The sequence below is a fragment of the Arthrobacter sunyaminii genome (assembly GCF_018866305.1).
GTDB lineage: Bacteria > Actinomycetota > Actinomycetes > Actinomycetales > Micrococcaceae > Arthrobacter_B > Arthrobacter_B sunyaminii.
In genome coordinates this window covers 1,352,112-1,374,270 of record NZ_CP076456.1, presented here as the reverse complement: position 1 = coordinate 1,374,270, position 22,159 = coordinate 1,352,112, and the positions used below count along the sequence as shown (strand labels likewise).

At 65.5% G+C, this 22,159-nt stretch carries 22 protein-coding genes; 3 read left to right on the top strand and 19 right to left on the bottom strand.

Features of this window, described 5'->3' with window-relative positions; genetic code table 11:
- Nucleotides 1-59: 59 nt before the first annotated feature.
- Nucleotides 60-1,010 (top strand): aminoglycoside phosphotransferase family protein, encoded by a 951-nt coding sequence (locus tag KG104_RS06020; protein WP_207347561.1) that lies wholly within the window; start codon nt 60-62, stop codon nt 1,008-1,010.
- A gap of 69 nt (nt 1,011-1,079) precedes the next feature.
- On the opposite strand, the gene KG104_RS06015 is transcribed toward KG104_RS06020, so the two are convergent.
- The 19 genes from KG104_RS06015 to KG104_RS05925 form a co-directional block, all read right to left on the bottom strand.
- Entirely contained in the window at nt 1,080-1,877 is a 798-nt protein-coding gene (locus tag KG104_RS06015; protein WP_207347560.1) for a sulfite exporter TauE/SafE family protein, read from the bottom strand.
- A gap of 9 nt (nt 1,878-1,886) precedes the next feature.
- Complete coding sequence (locus KG104_RS06010) at nt 1,887-3,686, bottom strand: proline--tRNA ligase (RefSeq protein WP_104104575.1); 1,800 nt, start codon at nt 3,684-3,686, stop codon at nt 1,887-1,889.
- 189 nt (nt 3,687-3,875) lie between these two features.
- Nucleotides 3,876-4,613 carry a hypothetical protein gene (locus tag KG104_RS06005; protein ID WP_207347559.1) on the bottom strand — a complete coding sequence of 246 codons (738 nt, stop codon included), beginning with the start codon at nt 4,611-4,613 and terminating at the stop codon, nt 3,876-3,878.
- Between the two features lie 100 nt (nt 4,614-4,713).
- Entirely contained in the window at nt 4,714-5,436 is a 723-nt protein-coding gene (locus tag KG104_RS06000) for a hypothetical protein (RefSeq protein ID WP_207347558.1), read from the bottom strand.
- Nucleotides 5,437-5,575: 139 nt separating this feature from the next.
- The gene (locus tag KG104_RS05995) at nt 5,576-6,451 is read right to left on the bottom strand and encodes a GNAT family N-acetyltransferase (RefSeq protein ID WP_307858994.1); all 876 of its coding nucleotides are present in this window, start codon (nt 6,449-6,451) and stop codon (nt 5,576-5,578) included.
- Nucleotides 6,452-6,455: 4 nt separating this feature from the next.
- Nucleotides 6,456-7,622, bottom strand: a complete 1,167-nt coding sequence (ispG, locus tag KG104_RS05990; protein WP_104055583.1) for a flavodoxin-dependent (E)-4-hydroxy-3-methylbut-2-enyl-diphosphate synthase — start codon at nt 7,620-7,622, stop codon at nt 6,456-6,458.
- Nucleotides 7,623-7,733: 111 nt separating this feature from the next.
- A complete protein-coding gene (locus KG104_RS05985) occupies nt 7,734-8,024 on the bottom strand; it encodes a YciI family protein (protein WP_104055368.1) in 291 nt (96 codons plus the stop codon).
- Between the two features lie 25 nt (nt 8,025-8,049).
- Nucleotides 8,050-8,535, bottom strand: coding sequence for a hypothetical protein (locus KG104_RS05980; protein ID WP_104055367.1), 486 nt, complete (start codon nt 8,533-8,535; stop codon nt 8,050-8,052).
- The gene (locus KG104_RS05975; RefSeq protein ID WP_237687001.1) at nt 8,535-9,212 is read right to left on the bottom strand and encodes a MarR family transcriptional regulator; all 678 of its coding nucleotides are present in this window, start codon (nt 9,210-9,212) and stop codon (nt 8,535-8,537) included. Before KG104_RS05975 ends, KG104_RS05980 begins: the two co-directional genes overlap by 1 nt.
- 93 nt (nt 9,213-9,305) lie before the next feature.
- Nucleotides 9,306-10,652 (bottom strand): M50 family metallopeptidase, encoded by a 1,347-nt coding sequence (locus KG104_RS05970; protein WP_207347557.1) that lies wholly within the window; start codon nt 10,650-10,652, stop codon nt 9,306-9,308.
- Nucleotides 10,653-10,691: 39 nt separating this feature from the next.
- A complete protein-coding gene (gene dxr, locus KG104_RS05965; RefSeq protein WP_207347556.1) occupies nt 10,692-11,936 on the bottom strand; it encodes a 1-deoxy-D-xylulose-5-phosphate reductoisomerase in 1,245 nt (414 codons plus the stop codon).
- Between the two features lie 272 nt (nt 11,937-12,208).
- Nucleotides 12,209-12,928: an SDR family oxidoreductase gene (locus tag KG104_RS05960; protein WP_237685409.1), complete on the bottom strand. Its 720-nt coding sequence runs from the start codon at nt 12,926-12,928 to the stop codon at nt 12,209-12,211.
- A 65-nt stretch (nt 12,929-12,993) separates the two neighbouring features.
- Nucleotides 12,994-13,791: an HpcH/HpaI aldolase/citrate lyase family protein gene (locus KG104_RS05955; protein WP_207347659.1), complete on the bottom strand. Its 798-nt coding sequence runs from the start codon at nt 13,789-13,791 to the stop codon at nt 12,994-12,996.
- 46 nt (nt 13,792-13,837) lie between these two features.
- Nucleotides 13,838-14,332, bottom strand: coding sequence for a MaoC family dehydratase (locus KG104_RS05950; protein ID WP_104055578.1), 495 nt, complete (start codon nt 14,330-14,332; stop codon nt 13,838-13,840).
- A gap of 31 nt (nt 14,333-14,363) precedes the next feature.
- A complete protein-coding gene (locus tag KG104_RS05945; protein WP_207347555.1) occupies nt 14,364-15,005 on the bottom strand; it encodes a 3-oxoacid CoA-transferase subunit B in 642 nt (213 codons plus the stop codon).
- Between the two features lies 1 nt (nt 15,006).
- Nucleotides 15,007-15,786 carry a CoA transferase subunit A gene (locus KG104_RS05940; protein ID WP_207347554.1) on the bottom strand — a complete coding sequence of 260 codons (780 nt, stop codon included), beginning with the start codon at nt 15,784-15,786 and terminating at the stop codon, nt 15,007-15,009.
- A gap of 68 nt (nt 15,787-15,854) precedes the next feature.
- A complete protein-coding gene (locus tag KG104_RS05935) occupies nt 15,855-17,030 on the bottom strand; it encodes an acyl-CoA dehydrogenase family protein (RefSeq protein ID WP_104055361.1) in 1,176 nt (391 codons plus the stop codon).
- A complete protein-coding gene (locus KG104_RS05930; protein ID WP_237687000.1) occupies nt 17,023-19,155 on the bottom strand; it encodes an acetyl/propionyl/methylcrotonyl-CoA carboxylase subunit alpha in 2,133 nt (710 codons plus the stop codon). Before KG104_RS05930 ends, KG104_RS05935 begins: the two co-directional genes overlap by 8 nt.
- Before the next feature lie 7 nt (nt 19,156-19,162).
- On the bottom strand, nt 19,163-20,767 hold the full coding sequence (locus KG104_RS05925) for a carboxyl transferase domain-containing protein (RefSeq protein WP_104055359.1): 1,605 nt from the start codon (nt 20,765-20,767) through the stop codon (nt 19,163-19,165).
- A 159-nt stretch (nt 20,768-20,926) separates the two neighbouring features.
- Between KG104_RS05925 and KG104_RS05920 the strand changes: the two genes are divergently transcribed.
- A complete protein-coding gene (locus tag KG104_RS05920) occupies nt 20,927-21,583 on the top strand; it encodes a TetR/AcrR family transcriptional regulator (RefSeq protein ID WP_104055358.1) in 657 nt (218 codons plus the stop codon).
- A gap of 37 nt (nt 21,584-21,620) precedes the next feature.
- Entirely contained in the window at nt 21,621-22,088 is a 468-nt protein-coding gene (locus KG104_RS05915) for a GNAT family N-acetyltransferase (RefSeq protein ID WP_104055357.1), read from the top strand.
- The last annotated feature ends 71 nt before the right edge of the window (nt 22,089-22,159 follow it).

The following is a 22,159-nucleotide window of genomic DNA, read 5'->3' as shown; positions in this document are numbered from 1 at the left end:
CCTGTAGTCATGCCAGAAAGCTCGCCTCTTTTGTCCGACCCGGCTGCCGGTGTGAAGCCGTGACGTTGCCCGTTTCCATTCCCGCTGCGCTGCGGCGGCAGTACAGCAGCTCCAGGGCCGGCCGCGACTGGCTCTCAGGGCTTCCGCAGGTGATTTCCGAGGCAATGGAGCGCTGGGAGCTCTCCTCGGATCTTCCCCCGGGAACCGAACCGTGGCACGGCCACGGAGCGCTGGTGCTTCCGGTGTCCTCTCCCTGCGGTCCCGCCGTCCTGAAAGCCGCCTATCCGCACCCGGAAGCACTCACCGAGCCTGCAGCCCTGGGCTTATGGTCCGGACACGGCGCGGTGCGGCTGCATGCCAGCCATTCCGACAGCGGCACGCTCCTGCTGGAGAGACTGAACCAGCGGCGGGACCTGACCGGAACGGATATGGACACCGCCGTGGATGTCTGGGGCCAACTCGTGCGGAAGCTGTCCCTGCCGGCGGGGAACTCCCCCTATTGGGCCGGAGTTCCGTCATTGGCGGAACGCGTCGAACAGCTGTCCGACGAGCTGCCCGCTGATTGGGAAGACCTGGGCCGGCCGTTTGACCGGCCGCTGCTGGAAGCGGCCCTGGAAGTGTCCCAGACCCGTGGAGCCGTGGGCAGGCGCAGCAGCAATGACGTGCTGATCCATACCGACCTGCATTTCGAGAACATTCTGTACCGCGACGGCGGTTCCGGCGGAGAACGTGGTTTTGTCGCCATCGATCCGCAGGCCATGGTCGGTGAGCCGGAATTTGCGGCCGCTCCGATGCTCTGGAACCGCATGGAGGAGCTGGACCGGGACCAGCCCCGGGCAGCGCTGCGGCGGCGGCTCGCCCGGCTGTGCAGCGCTGCCGGACTGGACTTTGAGGTTGCCCGGCAGTGGAGCGTGCTCCGGGAGGTGGCGAATGCCCTGGAGTACACCCGGGCAGGACAGCGGGACAGCGCCGGCCGCTCGGTGTGGGTGGCCTCCACGCTCGCGGCCTGACCAACGATAGTGGAGACGGTACGGCTCCGGGCCGCTGAGAGCGGCACCAAAGGGACACTCGAGCCGATCCTAGCCGCGAATGTTCTCCACCCAGACGTCATAGCCGAGCTTGCAGATCAGCGCACTGACCACCACCAGGAACACGATGCGGATGAACCTGCTGCCCTGTTTCACGGCCATCCGCGCGCCGATGTAGCCGCCGATCATGTTGGAAAAGCCCAGGACCAGGCCAATTCCCCACAGCAGCGCACCGTTGGGCAGGAAGAAGGCCAGCGCTCCCAGGTTCGTCGCCATGTTCACGATCTTGGCCTTGGCGCTGGCCGCCAGAAAGTTGTAGCCCAGGAATGTCACCATGGCGATGATCAGGAAGGAACCCGTGCCCGGGCCGATCAACCCGTCGTAGAACCCGATCGCCAGGCCGATGCCGGCCGCGGTTCCGTAGTGCCGCCGGCCGGTGTGCCGCAGCTTGGTCAGCTCCCCCACCGTGGGCCGCAGGGCAGTGAAAACAGCCACCGCGATCAACGCGATGACAATGATCGGCTTAAACACCGAGGACGGCAGCGAAACAGCCAGCGCCGCTCCCCCGAAACTGCCGACCAGCGCGACGGCGGCCATGGGCAGGGCAGTTTTCAGGTCCGGGTGGGCACGGCGGTAGTACGTGATGGCGCTGGTGGTGGTGCCGAAGATGGAGCCCATCTTGTTCGTTGCCAGTGCCTGTACCGGGGTGATTCCCGGGATCAGCAGCAGGGCGGGGAGCTGCAGCAGCCCCCCGCCTCCCACTACTGCGTCAATCCAGCCCGCAGCAAGGCCCGCCACCACCACAAGGAGGATGGTGGCGAGCTGGATCTCCTCGAGACCGGAGACCACGCGGCGTCGTTACTGTGCAGCTGCGCGGCGCACGTATTCCACCGCTTCAGCCACCGGAACGTTTTCGGCATTGCCGGTGGCACGGTCCTTGATTTCCACGACGCCGTCAGCAAGTCCGCGGCCGACCACCAGGATGGTCGGAACGCCGATCAGTTCCGCATCGCCGAACTTCACGCCCGGGGACACCTTGGGGCGGTCGTCATAGATAACTTCCAGTCCTGCGGCTTCGAGTTCCTCGGACAGCTTGGCAGCTGCTTCGAAGATTTCCTCGCCGCGCCCGGTGGCCACCACGTGGACATCGGCCGGTGCGACTGAGCGCGGCCAGACGATGCCCTTGTCGTCATGGTTGGACTCCGCCAGGGCTGCGACGGCGCGGGTGACGCCCACACCGTAGGAGCCCATGGTCACGGTGACCAGCTTGCCGTTCTTATCCAGCACCTTCACGCCGAGCGCCTCAGCGTACTTGCGGCCGAGCTGGAAAATGTGACCCATTTCAATGCCGCGTGCGGCTTCCAGCGGGCCGGTTCCGTCCGGAGCCTCGTCACCCTCGCGGACCTCAACGGCCTCGATGACGCCGTCCCAGGTGAAGTCACGGCCGGCCACGAGGCCGATGACGTGCTTGCCTGCGGAGTTGGCGCCGGTAATCCAGCTGGTGCCGGAAACCACGCGCGGGTCCACCAGGTACAGCAGGCCGGTGGCTGACTCGGTGCCAAGGACCGGCTCCTCCACGGACAGTCCCGGGCCGATGTAGCCCTTGACCAGACCCGGGTGCTTCTTGATGTCCTCGTCGGTGGCGGCCTCCACCTCCAGTTCACCGCCGATTTCAACGTGAGCGGCAATGTTGGCTTCGATGCGCTTGAGGTCCACGGCGCGGTCGCCGGGAACGCCGACGACGACGATCCGGCGTTCGCCGGTGGGCAGCGTCACGGCCAGGACCACGTTCTTCAGGGTGTCGGCGGCAGTCCACTCGCCGGATTCGCGGCCAAACCGTTCGTTGGCCACAGCCACCAGGGTTTCAATGGTGGGCGTGTCAGGGGTGTCCACCACTTGGGCGGCAGGGGCACCGGAGTAGTCGATCTCGGACGGGGACACGGTGGTGACGGCTTCGACGTTGGCCGCATAACCGCCGGCGGAGCGCACGTAGGTGTCCTCGCCAACCGGCGTCGGGTGCAGGAATTCCTCGCTCTTGGACCCGCCCATGGCGCCTGAGACGGCGGAAACCACAACGATTTCCAGGCCGAGGCGCTCGAAGATCCGGAGGTAGGCGCCGCGGTGTGCCTGGTAGCTGGCCTCCAGGCCGTCGTCGTCAATGTCGAAGGAGTAGGAATCCTTCATGATGAACTCGCGGCCGCGCAGCAGGCCGGCGCGGGGGCGGGCTTCGTCGCGGTATTTGTTCTGGATCTGGAACAGCGAGACCGGCAGGTCCTTGTACGAGTTGTACAGGTCCTTGACCAGCAGGGCGAACATTTCCTCGTGCGTGGGCGCCAGCAGGTAGTCCCCGCCCTTGCGGTCCTGCAGCCGGAAAAGGTTGTCGCCGTACTCGGTCCAGCGGTTGGTGGCTTCGTACGGTTCGCGCGGCAGCAGGGCCGGGAAATGAACTTCCTGCGCTCCGATGGCGGCCATTTCCTCGCGGATGATGGTTTCGACCTTGTTCAGGACCCGCAGGCCCAGCGGCAGCCAGGAATAGATGCCGGGAGCGGCACGGCGGATGTAACCGGCACGCACCAGCAGGCGGTGGCTGGCGACGTCGGCGTCGGAGGGGTCTTCACGCAGGGTGCGCAGGAAAAGAGTGGAGAGTCGAAGGACCACGCTGGGTATCCGTTTCTGCAGCCGGTGGCTGCATTCATGCTGGGACAAATGAGGGAAATACTGCTCCCCTCTAATCTAGCGCCTGCCGCCCCCGCTGCCGGACAAGCGGACGACGACGGCGGGGCCGGACCCGCAGCGCAGGTCCGGCCCCGTTCGGGCGGACAGAGGCCGCGGCCCCGCCCGGAGCCCTTACTTCTCCAGCTCGGCCAGCACTTCGTTAATGATCGTCTCCGCCTGGGCGATTGCTTCCTCGGACTCCGCAGCAGTCGTGAGATTGCCGGTCATGCTGACCTGGACGTTGGTCGTGCCGGACACTGCACTGACCTGAACGGTGTCAGTTACCTGCTCAGCGGCGGTAATAGTCGTTCGGAACGCCTGGGTTGTCTGTCCGTCTGTGGACGCGTCGAGCGAATCAACCGCAGCGCTAATGACCTGCCCGCCGGCTTCCATCTGGAACTGCGCACAGTCCTCCAGCAGCCGGGTGTTGTCTTGAACCTGCTTGTCCATGATGGACGCACTCGGGTGGCTGGCAATAGTGAGGGTGTCCGTTTCGCTGAGCATGATCATGGCCATATTGGCGCTGTCCAGCGTGGCGGCAATGTCAGCGGATGCCAGGACATCGCACTGCTCCGGAGTGATAACCACCCCGGCCAGCTGATCAGGCGCACCTTCAAGCATGGGAGCCAGGTCCTGCTGGGTGATGATTTCACCCGCCATGCCCCGGTCGGCCAGGATGGCGGCCAAAGCGGTTTCAAGCTCAGCCGGCGTGTACTGCTCCTGCCCCACGGCCAGTGTTGGCGTGGGAGTGGGCGTTGCCGACGGCGAGGATTCGGATGCGGCCTCACTGCCCTCGTCCGAACTGCCGCAGCCGGAAAGTGCAAAAACGCCGGCCACAAGCAGTGCTCCGGCCTTCATGGATTTATTCATGGTTGATCCCCCAATATTCTGCTGCCCGGGTTGTCCCCGCCAGCGGTGATGGTTCCGGCACCTTCTGCCTGCGAAGCTACCGGGAGGCTTATTCGGTGCTTTACTTCTCCAGCTCCGCAAGAACCGCGTCAATGAGTTCCGCGGCCTGGGCTGAAGCTTCCTCCGGGTCCGCTGCGTTGCTGTTGGTGAGAACGATGTTGGTGGTACCCGTTGCGGCGGAAACCTTCAAACCGCTCAGGGTAGTGCCCTCGGCAGTCATCGTCAGGCTGAAGGCCTGAGTCTGCGGTGCCCCAGTGGACACATCGAGGCGCTCAGTGGTGCCGGCGGCGGTGAATTCCTCGTCGCCCATCTCGAACTCGGCACATTCGCCCAGCAGGCCGTCATTGTCCTGCATCTGAGCGTCAAGGGCCGAGGCTTCAGGATGGCTGACCACCGTGAGCTTCTGATCGGAACCGAGCTTGACGGACGCAAGGTTGGCCTGGTCCACGTCGCCGAAGAAGTTCGCAAAACCCGCGATTCCCTCACACTCGGCGGGCGTCACCATGATGTCCTCGGGCAGCGACTGGTCGGTCAGGTACGCACGGAAGGCCGCGTCGTCGGATACTTCACCGGTTCCGCCCTGCGCGGTGTTCACGGCTTCGACAGCCGCCAGGAGCTCATCCGCCGTGTACTGCTCCTGCCCGACGGCCAGCGTGGCCGTGGGAGACGGCGAAGCGGACGCCTCTGAGTCCGAGGCGGAAGCTGGCTCATCGGAGCTGCCGCAGGCAGAAAGAGCCAGCATCCCCGCAAGCAGCAGGGCGCCGGCTTTCATGGTGTTCTTCATTTTCCCCCCAGGGTTGCACCGTTGCCAGCAAACCGGCAACGGAACTTGATAGTCAATGCACCTTTATAGGCAGTGCACTGATGATCCTAGGGTGGTGATGCGCTTCACGCGAAATCGCCGGTGTGTACTTCGACGAGGATTAGAAGAGGATGGTGGCGAAGGTGCCAACCTGTTCGAAACCCACGGCTTCATAAGTCGCCCGCGCCGGTGCGTTGTATGAGTTGACATACAGGCTGACCAGCGGCGCCACCTGCCGGGCTGCCTCAACGACGGCGGACATGTACGGTGCGCTCAGTCCCTGTCCGCGGTAGGCGGGGTTCATCCACACGCCCTGGATTTGAACGGCGCTGCTGGAGACCGTGCCGAGTTCGGCTTTGAAGACCACACGGCCGGAGGCATCGAAGTCCACCAGGGACTGACCGCGCGCGATCAGGGACTTGACCCGCTGCCGGTAGTGGTGGCTTCCCCCGGAGATGGGTGAATAGCCCACTTCCTCTTCGAACATGGCAGCGCACGCGGGCAGGAGGACATCCAGCTCCGAAGCCTGGCTATAGCGGAGCCCGGGAGCGGGCTGCACCTGGGACACTCCGGTCATCTGCAGCAGAGGCTGGTCGCTGCGCACATCGAAGGGCCGGGGGCTGGAGTGCTGCAGTTCCGACCAGATGGACAACACTGCTTCCGCCGGACCGAAGATGGAGGAATAACGGTTTTTGGACCGGCCAAGGAACTGGCCAATTTCCGGACCGTTCTCCGCCGTCACCCCCACCGGAACGACGTTCACTCCCGCCCAGCAGGCGGCACTGAGTTCCCCGCCGTCGAACACTCCCACAATCCGCCCGCCGGCGGACGTGGGCGCTGCAGTACCCGTCGCCTCAAGGTGGGACAACATAAAAATGTTGGCCACCGGATCCTGCTCGGCAAGTTCCCTGAGGGCAGCGGTGTCGCCCTTGCCCAGAATGCGCAGCTCACCGGAACTGCCGCCGCGGACATCGCGTCCGCTGCGGTCAGTTGTCACGGTTTTAGCCGACGGTAACCATGGGGCCACCCGTGCCAGCATTTTCGCCATCGGACTCCCCCATGCTCTCTGCGATCTTCATAGCTTCTTCAATGAGGGTCTCAACGATCTGGTCTTCGGGAACAGTCTTGATGACTTCCCCCTTCACAAAGATCTGGCCCTTGCCGTTTCCGGAGGCCACCCCGAGGTCCGCTTCACGGGCCTCGCCCGGTCCGTTGACGACGCAGCCCATGACCGCGACGCGGAGGGGAACTTCCATGCCCTCGAGTCCGGCGGTGACCTGCTCTGCGAGAGTGTACACGTCCACCTGGGCGCGTCCGCAGGAGGGGCAGGACACAATCTCCAGCTTCCGCGGACGCAGGTTCAGCGACTGCAGGATCTGGTTGCCCACCTTGATTTCCTCCACCGGCGGGGCCGACAGGGACACGCGGATGGTGTCGCCAATGCCCTTGGACAGGAGGGCCCCGAAGGCGGTTGCGGACTTGATGGTTCCCTGGAACGCGGGACCGGCCTCGGTCACGCCCAGGTGAAGCGGCCAGTCGCCGCGTTCTGCCAGCAGCTCATAGGCACGCACCATGACCACCGGGTCATTGTGCTTGACCGAGATCTTGAAGTCGTGGAAATCGTGCTCCTCAAAGAGGGACGCTTCCCAGACTGCCGATTCGACCAGGGCCTCGGGGGTTGCCTTGCCGTACTTGGCCAGCAAACGGGGATCCAGGGAGCCCGCGTTGACACCGATGCGGATGGATGTCCCGTGGTCTTTGGCTGCCTGCGCGATTTCCTTGATCTGGTCATCGAACTTGCGGATGTTGCCCGGGTTCACCCGTACTGCGGCACAACCGGCGTCGATGGCTGCAAAGACATACTTCGGCTGGAAGTGGATGTCCGCGATCACGGGAATCTGGGACTTCTTCGCGATGATCGGCAACGCTGCAGCGTCATCGGCACTGGGGCAGGCAACGCGGACAATGTCACAGCCCGACGCCGTCAACTCCGCGATCTGCTGCAAGGTGGCGTTGATGTCCGTGGTGGGCGTGGTGGTCATGGACTGGACGCTGATGGGGAAATCGGATCCGACTCCCACGGAGCCCACTTTGATCTGGCGGGTTTTTCGCCGCGGTGCCAAGGTGGGCGGCGGTGCTGCTGGCATTCCAAGGTTGACCGAGGTCAAAACGTCCTCCATGTGCCTTATCGGCATGTATTCGGCAAAAGTGCGGTACGGATCCGCGCTAATCCATTATCCACCCGGACGGGCGCCGGGGGTACGAATATCGTTCAGGGCTTAGACAAGGTGAGCGAAGGCACCTACTGCAGGTGACCACTGAGTGGTCTTCATCCCGGAAATGGCCCCGACTGAGGCAAAGGGGTCCTGCTTGAGCAGGGAGAGCAGGTCCGACTCGTCTTCGGCGGTGAAAATCAGCAGCGCTCCCGCTCCGTCCGCGAACGGACCCGATGCGAGCACGCGGCCCTCTTCCACCAGGCCGGACAGCCACTGGCGGTGGCGGGGACGGTGCTCCTCGCGGATGGAGGCGGAATCGGCGTCGTACACGTATTCAACTGCGAAAATGCTCATTAGCCCAGCCTACGGGATGCCTTTCTCACAGCAGGAAGGCGCGCGCTGCCGTGGCCACCGCCACAGCCCACAGCATGGAGGTCAGGGTGCCGATGATGAAACGTTCGGCTGCCGCGGGTGTTTCCTTCAGCTCGGCATACCGTCCCAGGCCCTTGATGGCCACCACATAGGCGATCGCCACCGGTTCGGAGGCGAGGATGGCACCCGCGACGGCCAGCCGTTCGAGTACACCGATCACCAGTCCGCCGCGGAGCACGGAACCCGGAGCCGGGGTGCTGCCTGCCCGTACCCGGGGGCCGGCTGCCGACCCTCCGGACCGGATTCCGCCCGGGGCTGCCCGGCTGCCGGCCACGAGTTCGGCATCGAGGTTCTGATCGGCCGCCGGATCGGCTTCGGAGAACGGCGGTCCGGAATTTTCCACGGCACGGGCCAGCCTCAGCACGGCGGCTGTGACCGGCCAGCCCAATGCTGCTGCTGCCAGCAGGGCCAGGACAACCCACAGAAAGTCCATCACGGGAGCACTCCTTCGCCGGTTGCCGAACCCGGCGTGGTGTTAGTTCGGGCCGGGTCAGTAGGGCGGGCCGGATCGTCCGGACCGGCCTGTTCATCGGCACGGGCCAGCAGCACGGCTGCTGCCGGACGGGCAGCCCATTCTTCCTGCCATCCGGCGCGCGCCGTAGTCTTCCCCACGGACTGCGGGCTGATCCCGAGCTTGCGGGCGGCCGCACTCTGGGAGCCCCAGGTTCCGGGTTCCACATGCTCCAGGATGCGCCACTGCTCGGGGGTGCGGTCCCGAATCAGCCGTCCAATCAGCACCAATACGGCTTCAGCCTCAGCTGCTCCCGGCGCTCCGGCGACTGCCAGGGGCGGGCGGTCGCCGGTCTTCTTGGCCCGGTCCACGGCCTCGCGTGCTGCCACAAAGGCGGGGCCGGAGGCTTCCCGGGTGCTGGCCGGCAGGGGCAGATCAACCGCCCCAACCCCGATTCCCACAGACCAGTGGCCGTTGCGCAGGGCGAGCAGGGCGGCTTCCACCGCCGCACCGGCATCGTTGGTGATGCCCTGGACTTCATCGCCGACCGACCGCTCAAAAGGCCGGTCCATCGGCACCGTCCCGAGCAGCTCCAGCAGCTCCGGCACCCGGTCCCGGCCTTTGCGGCTGCCCTTTTGATCGATCGTCAACACAAACATATTGAAACCGTATGCGGTTGTAATTGAAATAACAACCGTTTTCGGATTCAATTCTCCGGCGACCCGGCTCAGGTGTTCCGGGGTTGGCGCACCCTAGTTGAAGAGGCTTACCGGTTTCACGATGTCCGCATAGATCAGCAGCACGCTCATCCCCATCAGCAGGGCGAAGACCACGTACGTGACCGGCAGCATTTTCGCCAGGTCAAAGTGTCCCGGGTCCGGACGCTTGAACAGCTTCGCTACCCGCCGGCGCAGCCCCTCCCAAAGGGCTCCGGCAACGTGGCCGCCGTCCAGCGGCAGCAGCGGAATCAGGTTGAAGACGAACAGGGCCAGGTTCACGCTGGCCACCAGGCCAACGAGGGTGGCCACCTTACTGGCTACCGGAACTTCCTCCAGGGCTGAAATTTCACCGGCGATGCGGCCGACCCCCACCACGCTGATCGGCCCGTTCGGGTCACGTTCCTCCGAGGAGAATGCTGCCTGTGCCACGTCCACCACCCGCTGCGGCAGGTTGATAACCACACCCGCAATGCTGCGCAGGTTGTCCCCCACTGCAGGCAGGACCTCAGTACCAGGTTGCCGGACCAGTTCCGTGGCGGCAGCCACGCCGATGAATCCGACTTCTTTGGTCACCGGGTTGCCGGCGTCGTCGGTGACGGGGGCGCCGTCGTCGTCCGTCACGGGACGTTTGGTCAGCAGCGGCGTGATCATCGTGTCCTGCTCCACGCCGTCGCGCACGTAGGTGACGGGCACCGACCGGCCGGCCGCTTCCTTGATGCGAGCTGAGAGATCGTTCCAGCCGTCCACCGGCTGTCCGTCGAAGGCGGTGATGGTGTCCCCGGGCAGCAGCCCCGCTTCATAGGCGGGTGCGGCCGGGTCCGCGTCGGTGCATTCCGTCTGTCCCTGGGCGGCTTGGTCGGAGGTGATCACGCACTGGTTGACCTCGGCGAGCCGGGTGGTGCTCTGGGCCGTCCCGAACCCCATGAGCAGCACGGCGAAAAGCACGACGCCGATCAGCAGGTTCATGAAGGGCCCGCCGAGCATGACGATGATGCGCTTCCAGATCGGCAGGTTGTAGAACATGCGGTTTTCGTCGCCGGGCTGAAGCTGCTCGGCGGCCGCTGCACGGGCATCCGTGGCCAGCTGCTGAAACATGCCGGTGCTTGAACTGCGGACGGTGCCATCGGCGTCGTCGGCCTTGTTCGGCGGGTACATGCCCACCATCGAGACGTAACCGCCCAGCGGCAGTGCTTTGACGCCGTATTCGGTTTCACCGCGGCGCCGGGAGAACACAGTGGGACCGAAACCGATCATGTACTGCGTCACCCGGACCTTGAAGGCCTTCGCCGGCACCAGGTGGCCCACCTCGTGCAGCGCAATGGACACGGCGATACCCACCGCCACGAACAAGACGCCCAGGATGAAGAGCAGAACGGTCAACGGTTTTCCTTCGGTTCAGCGGAACTGCGGGTCATGGCTTTAGCGTCCGCACCGTTTGCGTGCGGCGGTGCGGGCCCATTTCTCGGCTGCCAGGACCGACTCCAGCGTCAGCGGCGCAGTGTCGGTGTGTTCAGCCAGTACGGCGGCGATCGTATCAACGATGTCTGTGAATCCGATGAGACCGTCATGGAAGGCATCCACGGCTTCCTCGTTAGCGGCGTTGTAGACCGCCATTCCGGTTCCTCCGGCCGCCGCGGTGCGCTTGGCCAGCGCGACGGCGGGGAAGGCCTCCTCATCCAGCGGCTCGAAGGTCCATTCCGCGGCCCGGGTCCAGTCACAGGGTTTTGCCGCTCCGGGAACGCGGTGCGGCCAGCCCATGCCCAGCGCGATCGGCAGGCGCATGTCCGGGGGCGACGCCTGGGCAATGGTGGAGCCGTCCACGAACTGGACCATGGAATGGACCACTGACTGGGGATGGACAACGACGTCGATCCGTTCCAGCGGGATATCGAAGAGCAGGTGTGCCTCGATGACTTCGAGGGCCTTGTTGACCATGGATGCCGAATTAGTGGTGACCATCCGGCCCATCTTCCAGGTGGGGTGGGCCAGCGCCTGGCCGGGGGTGACATTTTGCAGTTCCGCACGCTTCATGCCGCGGAACGGGCCGCCGGAGGCGGTGACCACCAGCCGGTCCACTTCCTCCGGTGTGCCCGAACGCAGTGCCTGGGCCAGGGCGGAGTGTTCGGAGTCCACGGGGACCAGCTGTCCGGGGGCGGCGGCCTTCTTGACCAGCTCTCCCCCGACAATCAGGGATTCCTTGTTGGCCAGTGCCAGCAGGTGTCCGGCGGCAAGGGCCGCGAGGGTGGGTTCCAGGCCGATGGAACCGGTGATGCCGTTGAGCACCACTTCGGCTTCGGGCCAGGCGGCAATGGCGGTGGCGGCGGAAGGGCCGGTGAAAAGCTCCGGATCGTAGTCGCTCACTCCGGCATCGCGGGCGGCGTCCTGCACCGCTTTGTGCAGGGTGTCTTTGTCCGCCAGGGCGCAACCGACGGCGGCGGCCCGGGTGTGGACGGCCTGCTGCGCGAGCAGCTCCAGGTTGGACCCGCCGGCTGCCAGGGCGACGATGGTGAAGCGGTCCGGGGCGGCGTCCGCCACATCGATGGCCTGGGTGCCGATGGAACCGGTGGACCCCAGGAGCACTACGCGGCGGGGCACGCCCTCAGTGCTGCCGAAGGGCCGGTGGGTGGCTGCGGACGGGGTGCCTGAAGTTCCGGGAAGCTGCATGCTTCCAGTATCGCCCACCCGGACGGGCAGCGGCTTCCCCCGGAACCTTCGTGCAGATAACGGGCTCAAACAGGCACCGCACCAATCCTTCGTGCAGATAACGGGCCCATTCATGGGTATTCGGCCCGAATAAGCCCCTGATCTGCACGAAGGATTTTGGCAAGGCCCGTTATCTGCACGAGAGATCCGGCACAGCCAACGAGGGTGCAGCTTTGGCGGCGTTCGTAGTCACCATATCTGCGCACACGTGGCCTGACAGCGCAGGAACGCCGCTAGAGAGTGATGGGCAGCGACGCCACAGCGTCCGGAATGTTCGACGTTCCGGACGCCACTTCCAGGATCTGCCGGCTTCCGCGGCCGCTGTTGATCAGCTCCGCCAGGACGGCGGCGACGTCGTGCCGGGGAATGCTGCCCTGCTCCACCGAGGGCGCCAGATCCACCCGCCCCACGGCCGGGTCATTCGTCAGCCGGCCGGGCCGAAGAATGGTCCAGTCCAGGTCCCGGGTCATCAGGTCCTCCTCGGCTGCCAGCTTTGCGGTGAGGTAGGCATACATGACGTCGTCCAGACCCTCCGGTCTGGCACCGTCGCGGACCGCGTCCAATCCCACGGAGGAGATTTGAACGAACCGGACCACACCGGCCTGCTCTGCTCCCTCGGCCAGCAGTACAGCGGCGCCCCGGTCAACGCTGTCCTTCCGCTCCGCCCCGCTGCCCGGTCCCGCACCGGCGGCGAACACGGCCGCATCGGCTCCGGTCAGCACCTGGATGACATCGTCCAGGATGCTGTTCTCCAGATCGATCACCACTGGTGCCACTCCGTCGGCCTCAAGGTCCCCTGCCTGATCGGGGTTGCGGATCAGACCGGCCACATCGTGGTCATGGGCGACGAGCAACCGGCCCAGTTCGCGGGCAATCTGTCCATGGGCTCCTGCAATGACTATGCGCATCTTTCGAAGGTAGCGCAGCGCACCGCAGGTGTCCCGGGTGGACATCGCAAATCCGGTTCAGGTACCGCAGTCGTACACAGGCATCTGAGCCGGCGAAGGTGGGGACAGGATCAGCGGCCGGCCCGGTCCAGGGTCTGGCGTGCCTGCTTCAGCAACGGGCCGTCGATCATCTCGCCGCGAAAGTTAAAGACTCCTCCGTGGTTAGCGGCTTCGGCAATCACATCCGCGGCATAAGCCACCTCATCTGCGGACGGCGCATAGGCAGACCGGACCGCCGCCACCTGCCCGGGATGGATGCAGGCCTTCGCAGCGAATCCGGAAGCCACGGCGTCGCGCGCTTCCACTTCCAGTCCCCGGGTATCCGCAATGTTGCCGTAGATCGAATCGATGGCTCCCTTGCCGAACGCGCCGGCGGCCAGCAGCACGGCAGCGCGGGCGTGCAGGGCAACACCGCGGTAGGTGCCGTCCGGACCGCGGCTGGAGTCTCCGCCCAGGGACGCCATCAGGTCCTCGGCGCCCCACATCAGAGCGGCAACACAGGAAAGCTGGGCAATCTCTGCCGCCCGGACCACGCCCAGGGCGGTTTCCAGCAGCGCGACGACGGTGAAGTCGGCGAGCGCCTGCCCCATGGCGGAAGCGTCTTCGGATTTGGCGACCATCAGGGTCCGGTACGGGGTTTGCCGCACGGCCGCAAGATCCTTTTCGAAGTCCTCGGTTCCCACGGGATTCACGCGCACCATGGTGGTGGCCGGATCAAGAGTGGAGGCGATGAGGTTCCTGCGGGCGGCGTCCTTGTCTGCGGGTGCGACGGCGTCTTCCAGATCCAGGATCACGGCATCTGCCCGGTCGGCCGCCTTGGCGAACCGTTCCGGCCGGTCCGCCGGGCAGAAAAGCAGTGCAGGTCCCATGGGGAATGTAGTCACGCGGAGATCTCCTTGAGTTTGGTTCGTTGCTTCAACCTATCTCAGCGCCCGTTCCGGCGGCCCGGGTCCACACCAGGGCGGTCCGGGTACACCGTCCCACCACCTCGCCGTCCTGGTTCCTGCCCGTGTGGGCCAGGGTGACAATCCCCTGCCCCGGCCGGGAACCGGAGAGCCGCTTGTCCAGTACCTCGGTTTCCGTATACAGGGTGTCGCCGTGGAACAGCGGATGCGGGAAGCTGATATCCCCCAGTCCCAGCTGCGCCACGAGAGTGCCCTGGGTCAGCTGCCCCACGGACTGTCCCACCATGGTGGCCAGGGTAAACATGGAGTTCACGAGCCGCTGTCCAAACGGCTGGTCCGCACTGTAGGCAGCGTCCAGGTGCAGTCCCTGGGCGTTCATGGTCAGGGTGGTGAACAGGACGTTGTCCGCCTCGGTGACGGTGCGGCCCGGCCGGTGCCGGTACACCGTGCCCGGCTCGAACTCCTCAAACCAAAGACCGCGCTGCTCAACGACACGTGGCGCCATGGCCCGCTCCTCGGTTCCGGCGTCCGGTTCCTCATACGTCAAGGCGAACCTCCAGAGGTGCACCGGTGGCCGCAAGGACTTCGTCCACGCTCACTCCGGGCGCTGTTTCGCGCAGCATCAGTCCCTCCGGACCCACCTCGATGACGGCGAGGTCGGTGACGATCAGGTTCACGCAGGCTCGGCCGGTCAGCGGCAGGGAGCATTCAGAGACGATTTTCGGATTGCCGCTGCGGTCCGTATGGTCCATCATCACGATCAGCCGCTTGGCGCCGAACACCAGATCCATGGCCCCGCCCATCCCCTTGACCATCTTGCCGGGAATCATCCAGTTGGCCAGGTCTCCGTTGGCAGCCACTTCCATGGCTCCCAGCACGGCCACATCCACGTGCCCGCCGCGGACCATGCCAAACGAGGCCGCGGAATCGAAGAACGAGGCACCGGCGTTCACCGTCACGGTTTCCTTGCCGGCGTTGATCAGGTCCGGGTTCAGGTCTTCTTCCAGCGGATAGGGCCCGACGCCGAGCACACCGTTTTCGGAGTGCAGCACCACTTCCACTCCCCCGGGAATGTAGTTGGGGATGAGGGTGGGCATGCCGATGCCGAGGTTGACGTACTGTCCGTTTTCCAGTTCGCGGGCCACCCGGGCGGCCAGTTCTTCACGGGTCAGGGCCATGTCAGGCCTCCTTCGGGGAAGTTGAGGCAGCTGCCGGGGTCACGGTGCGTTTTTCAATGCGTTTTTCTCCCGGCCCCACCTCAACCACGCGCTGGACAAAGATTCCGGGAACGTGGACGGATGCAGGGTCCAGTTCTCCGGGTTCCACCAGCTCTTCAACTTCGGCGATGGTGATCTGCCCGGCCATGGCGCAGAGCGGGTTGAAGTTCATGGCGGTGGCGGAGAACACCAGGTTTCCGTGCCGGTCCCCCTTCCAGGCATGGACCAGGGCGTAGTCCGGAGTGAGGGATTCTTCCAGCACAAACGGAGCGTCCCGGAAGGTGCGCACCTCCTTGGGCTCCGATGCCTGCACAACCCCGCCGTCGGCGTCGTACCGCTGCGGCAAACCGCCCTCGCTCACCTGCGTGCCCACTCCGGCGCTCGTATAGAAGGCGGGAATTCCGGCGCCGCCGGCCCGCAGCTTTTCAGCCAGGGTGCCCTGCGGCGTCAGAACGACTTCCAGCTCCCCGGCCAAAAACTGGCGGGCGAACTCCTTGTTCTCTCCGACGTAGGAACTCACCGTGCGGCGGATGCGGTGATCGGCGAGGAGCCGGCCCAGGCCCCAGTCATCCACGCCGCAGTTGTTGCTCACCGTTTCCAGGTCGGTGGCCCCCTGATCATGCAGGGCGTCGATCAGCGCCACGGGGATCCCGCACAGCCCAAAGCCTCCCACAGCCAGCGACGCGCCGTCGGGGATATCTGCCACGGCTTCGGCGGCCGTGGCTATCACCTTGTCAATCATGAATTTGTCCGTTCGTTAATCGTCCTTGACCAACCTGACCTGCACCCCACCGGAGTGTTCCGCCTATCCTAGAGCCCCAGTTCGCGGGCAATGAGCATCAACTGGACCTCTGTGGTGCCCTCGCCGACTTCCAGGATCTTGGAATCGCGGTAATGCCGGGCCACACGGTACTCGTTGATGAAGCCGTAGCCGCCGAAAATCTGCGTGGCGTCGCGGGCGTTGTCCATGGCCGCCTCACCGGCAACCAGCTTGGCCATGGCAGCCTGGGTCTTGAACGGCTTGCCGGCCAGCATCCGCGCCGCTGCGTCATAGTAGGCCAGACGGGCGGTGTGGGCGCGGGTCTGCATGCGGGCGATCTTGAAGGAAATAGCCTGGTTGGTGCCGATGGCGGCGCCGAACTGCTCCCGCTCCCTGGCGTAGCGCAGGGACTCCTCCACGCAGCCCTGTGCCGCTCCCGTGGCCAGGGCGGCGATGGCGATGCGCCCTTCATCGAGGATCTGCAGGAAGTTCGCATAACCGCGTCCCTCGGCGCCGAGCAGGTTTGCTTCCGGGACGCGCACGTTCTCCAGCGTCAGCGGATGGGTGTCCGAGGCGTTCCAGCCGACCTTGTTATAGGCCTTTTCCGCGGTGAATCCCGGCGTGTCAGTGGGGACCATGATGGTGGAGATCTGCTTCTTGACCCGGGTTCCGCCCTGCCCGTCCGGGACTTCGGAGGTGCCGGTGACGGCAGTGACGGTGACCAGGCGCGTGATGTCGGTGCCGGAGTTGGTGATGAACTGCTTGCTTCCGTTGATCACCCATTCTCCGTTGTCCCGGTAGGCCTTGGTCCGGGTGCCGCCGGCATCGGAGCCGGCTTCGGACTCCGTCAGGCCAAAGCCGGCGAGCGCTTCACCGGAGGCCAGCATGGGCAGCCACTGCTGCTTCTGCTCCTCGGTGCCGAACCGGTAGACGGGCATGGCGCCCAGGGAAACGCCGGCCTCCAGGGTGATGGCCACCGACTGGTCCACCCGGGCCAGCTGCTCCAGCGCCAGGGCGAGGGCAAAGTAGTCGCCGCCCATGCCGCCGTATTCCTCCGGGAACGGCAGGCCGAACAACCCCATCTCGCCCATCTGCGCCACCACCTTGTAGGGGAAGCTGTGTTCCTCGTCGTGCTGGGCGGAGACGGGGGCCACCACGGTGTCCGCGAAGTCACGGACCATGTCCACCAGGTCCTGGTAATCCTCACTCAGTTCAAAATCAGGCATGTCCTGCTCCTTCGAGCGGTTCGGCGGTCCCGGCGGCGGAAGCTGCGGCCGGGGATGCTACGGGTTCTTCGGGCGCTGCGGGTTCTTCAGGTTCAGCAGGTTCAGGATCGGGCGTTACCACGGCCAGCACCTGGTCGGCCTTGACCAGGTCACCGGGGCGCAGGTTGAGGGAGACGACGCCGCCTGCCGGAGCAACAAGCTGGTGCTCCATCTTCATCGCTTCCACGCTGAGCAGCGGCTGGCCGGCGGTGACCCTGTCGCCGTCGGCCACTGCCACGGCCACCACGGTGCCGGGCATCGGCGAGCGCAGCACCGGATCGGCAGCGCCTTCGGCCCTGCCGGCCGACGCCCGGTCCGCGGCCAGCAGTTCAGTCCGGGTCCTGCGCCGCAGGGGTGCGGCGTAACCGGCATCGGCGGTCCACAGGGTCGGCGTTGCACCGTCCTCGCCGGGAAGAGAGGCCAGCATCAGCGGATATATGACGCCGTTCAGCGTCACCAGGGCATGGTGCCCGTCCCGGCGCAGCGAGGCGCTGCGCTCGGGTCCGCCGTTGACGGTGACCGCAGCGTCGGAGGCATTGCCGCGGAGGATGACGACGTCGTCGGGCAGCTCGGGATCCGCCGCGGCGAACACGAGGGTCAGCGGTGCCCGCACCCCCAGCCGCCAGCCGTCGGCCCGGCCCCAGGGAGACGGTCCCGCCGCGAGATCCTCCGCCGTCGCCAGTGCTGCGGCAGCCAGTTCAGCCTCGCCGGGCCGGCGGAAATCCAGGTCCGGAAGCTTGCGCTCGATCATGGTGGTATCCAGGCGCCCTGCCCGCACGTCCGGGTCATTAATCAGCAGGCGCAGGTATTCAATGTTGGTGCCGATGCCCAGGATGACCGTCTGTGCCAGAGCCGCGTCCAGCCGGCGCAGTGCGGTGTCCCGGTCCGGCCCCCAGGCGATGATCTTCGCCAGCATCGGATCGTAGCTGGAAGACACCCTCAGGCCGGGCAGCAGGGAGGAATCCACCCGGATGCCCTCCCCCGCCGGCTCCTGCAGGACATGCACCCGCCCGGAAGTGGGCAGGAAGTCACGGGCGGGATTTTCGGCGTAGACCCGTGCCTCCACGGCGTGCCCGTCCAGGCGGACGTCACCCTGGTCCAGGTCCAGCTTTTCTCCGGCGGCAATGCGCACCTGCCATTCCACCAGATCCAGTCCGGTCACCATTTCAGTCACCGGATGCTCCACCTGGAGCCGGGTGTTCATCTCCATGAAGAAGAACTCACCCGGCGCGGCATCAGAGACCAGGAACTCCACCGTGCCGGCACCGGTGTAATCCACCGACCGGGCGGCGTCGCACGCGGCCTCTCCGATGCGGGCACGCGTGGCCTCATCCAGCAGGACGGAGGGCGCTTCCTCAATGACTTTCTGGTGCCGGCGCTGCAGCGAGCACTCCCGCTCCCCCAAGTGAATGACGTTGCCGTGCGTGTCCGCCAGGATCTGGACCTCGATGTGCCGGGGCACCGCGACCAGCCGTTCCAGAAAGAGGGTGTCATCGCCGAAGGCCGAAGCCGCCACCCGGCGTGCGGTGGGCAGCACGGCAGGGAGCTGATCCGCCTGCTCCACCACATGCATGCCCTTGCCGCCCCCGCCGGCGGAGGGCTTGATCAGCAGCGGGAACCCCACCCCGGCCGCTGCGGCGATGAGCTGCTCATCGGTCAGGCCGGGCTCGGCGATGCCGGGAACCACGGGAACCCCGTGGGAGGAGACATGGTTCTTGGACCGGATCTTGTCCCCCATCAGTTCCAGGGCCTTTACCCCGGGGCCGATGAACACGATTCCCGCCTCCTCCAGCGCGCGGGCGAAATCCAGGGACTCGCTGAGGAAGCCGTAGCCGGGATGGACCGCCTGCGCGCCGGCGGCACGGCAGGCGGCCAGGACGGCCTCCACGTTGAGGTAGCTCTCGCGCGGCGCGGCCGGACCCAGCCGCACCGCAACGTCCGCTTCACGCACATGGCGGGCGCCGGCGTCGTCGTCGCTGTAAACGGCAGCGGAACGAATGCCCATCCGCCGCAGCGTGGCGATGATGCGGCACGCAATTTCGCCGCGGTTGGCTACCAGGACGGTGTCAAAGCGCTGTTCAGTCATTAGTGGCTCACATCCGGAAGAGGCCGAAGGAGGTCTCCGGCAGCGGGGCGTTGGCGCAGACGTCCAGGGCCAGGCCCAGGACGGTGCGGGTGTCCGCCGGGTCGATGACGCCGTCATCCCACAGCCGGGCCGTGGAGTAGTACGGGCTGCCCTGGGTTTCGTAGGTGTCGCGGATGGGTGCCTTGAATGCTTCTTCGGCGTCCGCGGCCCATTCCTCGCCGCGGGCTTCAAGCTGGTCGCGCTTGACGGTGGCCAGGACCGAGGAGGCCTGTGCTCCCCCCATGACCGAGATGCGGGCGGCGGGCCACATCCACAGAAAGCGCGGTGAGTAGGCGCGGCCGCACATCGAGTAGTTGCCGGCACCGAAGGAGCCGCCCACAATCACGGTGAGCTTGGGAACCCGGGCGGTGGCGACGGCGGTGACCATTTTGGCGCCGTTCTTGGCAATGCCGCCGGCCTCGTAGTCCCGGCCCACCATGAAGCCGGAGATGTTCTGCAGGAAGATCAGCGGGATGCCGCGCTGGTCGCACAGCTCTATGAAGTGCGCGCCCTTGAGGGCGGATTCGGAGAACAGGACCCCGTTGTTGGCCACGATGCCCACGCGGTGTCCGTGCAGCCGGGCAAAACCGGTGACAAGGGTGGCGCCGTATTCCTTCTTGAACTCGGAGAACTCGCTGCCGTCCACCAGGCGGGCGATCAGTTCCCGCACGTCATAGGGGGTCTGCAGGTCCGCGGGCACCGCCCCGTAGATCTCCTCTTCGGAGTACGACGGCGGCCGGGTCGGCAGGATTTCCCAGGCCGGGGTTTGTTCGGGCAGGGTTTCCACGATGGTGCGCACGATTTCCAGTGCGTGGGCGTCATTGTCGGCCAGATGATCGGTCACGCCGCTGATACGCGAGTGCAGGTCTCCGCCGCCAAGTTCTTCAGCGGTGACGATTTCGCCGATGGCTGCCTTCACCAGGGGCGGCCCGCCGAGGAAGATGGTGCCCTGGTTGCGCACGATCACGGTTTCATCGCTCATGGCCGGGACGTAGGCCCCGCCGGCGGTGCAGGAACCCAGCACCGCGGAAATCTGCGGGATCTTCCGGGCGGACATCTGTGCCTGATTGAAAAAGATCCGGCCAAAATGCTCCCGGTCCGGGAAAACGTCGTCCTGCTTGGGCAGGAACGCACCGCCGGAATCCACCAGGTAGATGCACGGCAAGCGGTTCTCCAGCGCAATCTCCTGGGCCCGCAGGTGCTTCTTGACCGTCATCGGATAGTACGTGCCGCCTTTGACGGTGGCGTCATTGGACAGCACCATCACGTGGCGGCCCTGCACGAGGCCGATCCCTGCGATCAGGCCTGCCCCCGGGCACTCGTCGTCGTACATGCCGTTGGCTGCCAGCGGCGAAATCTCCAGGAACGGGCTTCCTTCATCCAGCAGCCGGTCCACGCGTTCACGCGGCAGCAGCTTCCCGCGTGCGGCATGGCGTTCCCTGGAGCGAACCGGTCCGCCCAGAGCAGCCTGCGCCAGCCGTTTGCGAAGGTCCTCGGCAAGTTCCGCCTGGGCAACGGCGTTTGTCGAGTAGTCGGGTGAGGCGGGATCCAGCCGGGTTGCAAGGGTCTCCATTGACGTCTCTCTGCTTGGTGCGGGCAGCTGTTCGGCACATGTGCCGGAAGCTCCATCGCCAGTTAATGACGGCTAACTCAAATCAGGTTATTGGTTATTAACTCAGCTGTCCACCACAATGGAAGCTGTTTGTGAATCGAATCTGCCGGAAAGGTTGGCATGAACGCAGCCAAAGAAGGAACAACCCCAGCAGCTCCTTCGAAACACGGAAAACCTGTGTCCGCCGCCCGAACCACCGGACGCAGCCTCGCCAAGGCATCCCGCAGGGCAGCCATGCTTGAGGCCGCTGCCTCGCTTTTCGCTGAACGCGGCTACAACGGAGTTTCCATTGAAGAACTCGGTGCAGCCGCCGGTGTCAGCGGCCCGGCCGTGTACCGGCATTTCAGCGGCAAACCCGCTGTTCTGTCCGCCTTGCTCGTGGGAGTGAGCGAGGACCTCCTGGAGGGCGGGAAAGCTGTCATGGCCGAGTCCGCCACCGCTGAAGCGGCATTGCGGGGACTGGTGGAATTCCAGGTGGACTTCGCCCTGCGACAGGCCAACGTGATCCGGGTCCAGGACCGGGACCTCAACAGCCTGCCCGCCGAGGATGAACGCACGGTGCGGTCCCTCCAGCGCCAGTACGTGGAGGTGTGGGTTGACGCACTGTCCGCCCTGCACCCCGACTGCGGCCTTCCGCTGCTGCGGCACCGGGCCCAGGCGGTCTTCGGACTGATCAACTCCACCTCGCATACCCTGCACGACAAGATGAAGCCCCGGGAGACGCTGCGGCTTCGTTCACTCCTCGAAACAATGGCTTGGGCCGCCCTGAATGCCTAGTAGTCTGATTCAAACCCCTCGAGCAGAAAGACCTGCTGTGATTGAGCTTCGTGCCGTAGTTCCCGCCGACCTGGATGAATTCTTCTCCCATCAGCTGGACCCAAGTGCAAACCATATGGCAGCGTTCGCCGCCAAGAATCCGTCGGACCGCGGTGTGTTTGACCACCACTGGCAGACCATCCTGAACGATCCCAGCGTGACAGTCCGCACCATCGTGGCCGACGGTGACGTGGTTGGCGGCATCATGGCCTACCGCGACGGCGGCGTCCCGGAGATCAGCTATTGGATTGACACCGACCGTTGGGGCCAGGGCATCACCACCAAGGCTGTTGGGCAGTTCCTCGAGGAATTCTCGGAGCGGCCCATCCGGGCCCGGGCTGTTGCGGACAACGCCGGCTCCATCGCCATCCTGGAAAAGTACGGCTTCACCGTGGTGGGCGAGGCCCAGGGTTTCTCCAATGCCCGCGGCGCCGTGGTGCGCGAACTCGAGCTCGAACTGCGCTAGCCGCACCGGCAACAACCAAACAGAAACCCGCAGCCCCTGCCAGGGGCTGCGGGTTTCTGCTGTCCTGCGGA